General features: G+C 34.1%; 2 protein-coding genes. Both read left to right on the top strand.

What is annotated here, in order from left to right:
- The first annotated feature begins 229 nt into the window (after positions 1-229).
- A complete protein-coding gene (locus ABUA27_RS12455; protein ID WP_349820842.1) occupies positions 230-1,099 on the top strand; it encodes a magnesium transporter CorA family protein in 870 nt (289 codons plus the stop codon).
- A gap of 314 nt (positions 1,100-1,413) precedes the next feature.
- Positions 1,414-2,742 (top strand): IS4 family transposase, encoded by a 1,329-nt coding sequence (locus ABUA27_RS12450; protein WP_349820841.1) that lies wholly within the window; start codon positions 1,414-1,416, stop codon positions 2,740-2,742.
- Positions 2,743-2,885: the final 143 nt, after the last annotated feature.

The following is a 2,885-nucleotide window of genomic DNA, read 5'->3' as shown; positions in this document are numbered from 1 at the left end:
CAGTAATTATATACCTGAAGGAGAAAATTCAACTATTGAAGGTGTAAAAGTAAATTCAACTGTAAGAGTAAAATCAATTGGAAAGATGTGAAAGACTAAACGCAACTTTAACCTGCCTAAAGTGGAATTTAACTTTTCACTTTAGAGTATTGGGATTCTTCAGTTTTTTATTTGTATTTTACAAGAATAAAGAGTATTCTTGTTTGTTAAGAAATGTGATGAAAGGAGTATGAGTGATCCTATGGTGAATATACATTTCCTTACGATCTTACGGGAAGATGAATTTCGCGAGTTGAAGAAAGATTTTCCGCATGATAACGAATTATTACACAGTATCAGATCAATCCGATACTGTAAAGCAGAAGTGTTTCGGGATTGTATTCTGGGAACCTTGCGAGTACCGGAAAAAAATGAAATACGTACACCGCATGTTGTTTTTGGATTTTACCTGACAGATAAAGAACTTTTTTTAATTGAGGACAGTGGGGAACTGAAACACTGGATAGAGAAAAAGGAAGAACAGTTTCAGGAGCTGAAATCGCCGGATCAGGTTCTTCTTAAGATGATGGAACTGATGATTGAAAATGATCTTCTATATTTGTTACATTTGGAAAAAGAAATTGAAAAGATGGAAGATCAGCTTATAAAAGGTGTTCCGGATAATTTCTTTTCGGTTCTTACAAAGTATCGACAGAAACTATCTGAGCTGGATGCATATTATGAACAGCTGGCTATGATTGGTGATCTATTACAGTCTCAAGATGGACTGACTATTATCCATAATACAGAATCGTGGAATCGTTATGCACTCAGGACAGAACGACTGCATAACCATGTGCATTTGCTTAGAGAAAATATACTGCAGTTACGTGAACTGTATCAATCTCAGCAGGATGCACAACAGAATAAAATTATGTGTATATTGACAGTTGTGACAACCTTATTCCTGCCACTTACACTTTTGACCGGCTGGTATGGGATGAATTTTGTAAATATGCCTGAGCTGCAGTGGAAATACGGATATGTTGCAGTGATTGCAATTGCAGTAATAACAATTATTCTGGAACTCATTTATTTTAAAAAGAAAAGATTGTTGTAGGATAAGATTATCCGTAGAGAGTAAAAGATTTTTTTCAGAATTAGGTATTCATTAAAAAAGGCTACACACAATTTTGTATGCAGCCGAATCTATATGAAGAGGTGCCTTTTTTCCTCCTGTCAACCGAAATTGATAATGTCTCAAAAATAATCAAACATTAGCACCGCAACGGCAATGTCATTAAGTTAAGAATTGACAGCTATCAAGGCATACAAACAAAATGTATGCCTTTTTTATTTGCTCTTGACAAAAGCCCAAAAATGTAAGGCCAATAATCAATATTTATATATTGATTATTGGCCAATTGTTTATAGATGTCGTCGGAGGTATACATTATGGACAACTATAAACAACTCGAGAAAACTTTAAATCACATTATCAAAAAAATGAACGATTCACGCTCTATTTTCTGCGTAAATTCCAGAACAGACTTCATTCGCTCTCGTAAACTGGATTTTCAAAATACCATCAAAATCCTCTTCTGCATGGAAAACGGCTCCTTAAGAGATGAACTGTTTAAGTCTTTTGATAATGCACTTGATACACCTACTGCATCTGCGTTTGTGCAGGCTAGAAATAAAATCAAGGTGGATGCTCTTAAACATATTTTCAATAAGTTTAATGATAGAACTCATGAAGACATACTGTATAAAGGATATCGTCTTCTCGCTATTGATGGGAGTGAATTGCCAATCGATAATTCCATATATGATAAAGAAACAAGAGTTCTAAGAACAGGCGGTACCAATAAGCCTTATTCCGCATTTCATATTAATGCCAGCTACGATCTCCTTGAGCGATCATATGATGATCTTATTATACAGGGTCAGGCAGTAAGGGATGAAAATGATGCTTTCTGCCAGCTTGTGGATCGTTATCAGGGAAGGAAAGCGATTTTTATAGCAGACAGAGGATATGAATCTTATAACGGTTTTGAACATGTTGCGAAATCTGGAAACAAGTATCTTGTCAGAGTCAAGGATATCAATTCTAAAACCAGTATGACAAGATCTTTAGGGCTGTATCCGAATGATGAGTTTGATATTGACGTGTTTAGAATGCTTACTCTGAAATGTACATCAATGATAAAAGCATGCCCTCAGCTATATAAAGTATGTCCTACTAATATGCGATTTGACTATATGTCTAAAGAAGATCCCTGGTATGAGTTTAATTGCAGGACAGTTCGATTCAAAATCACTGAAGATACATATGAATGTATAATTACTAATCTTGATAGGACTAAATTCTCATCTGAAGACATCAAGGAACTATATAATAAACGCTGGGGTATAGAGACTTCTTTCAGACATGTAAAGTATGCAATAGGTTTGAACTCACATCACGCAAAGAAGAGAAAATATATAAAGCAGGAGATTTATATAAGTCTTACTCTTTATAATCTGACACAGAGACTTATAAGGAAGATAAAGATTGAAAAAAGAAACAAGAAATATATTTATCAGATTAATTTCACTAGAGCCTGTCATTTAGTAAGAAGTTTTCTAAACAAAAAAGATGGAAAAAATCCATCTTTAGAGAATCTGATAGCTAATGAAATCTTACCAATTCGCCCCGGTAGATCTCATAATAGAAACGTCAAACGAAAGTCGTTCATATATTTTAACTACAGATTTGACTAGTCGGACAAATTATAAACCTTTTTGCGATGAAATAGAATATTTTTTAAAAAATCGTGAAAACGATACTTTTTTTTGAATACCCATAATCTACAGGTAACGATTTAAGAGAAGTGTGGAGCAGAAATATTCAGGATATAGACTAT

This window comes from Catenibacterium sp. RTP21428st1_D7_RTP21428_210409 (assembly GCF_040227455.1).
Taxonomy (GTDB): Bacteria; Bacillota_I; Bacilli_A; order Erysipelotrichales; family Coprobacillaceae; genus Catenibacterium; species Catenibacterium mitsuoka_A.
This window is presented reverse-complemented; position numbering and strand designations above follow the sequence as displayed.

Coding starts and splice junctions, on each gene's coding strand:
- ABUA27_RS12455 (WP_349820842.1), top strand. CDS start 230: ATGAGTGATCCTATGGTGAATATACATTTCCTTACGATCTTACGGGAA.
- ABUA27_RS12450 (WP_349820841.1), top strand. CDS start 1,414: ATGTCGTCGGAGGTATACATTATGGACAACTATAAACAACTCGAGAAA.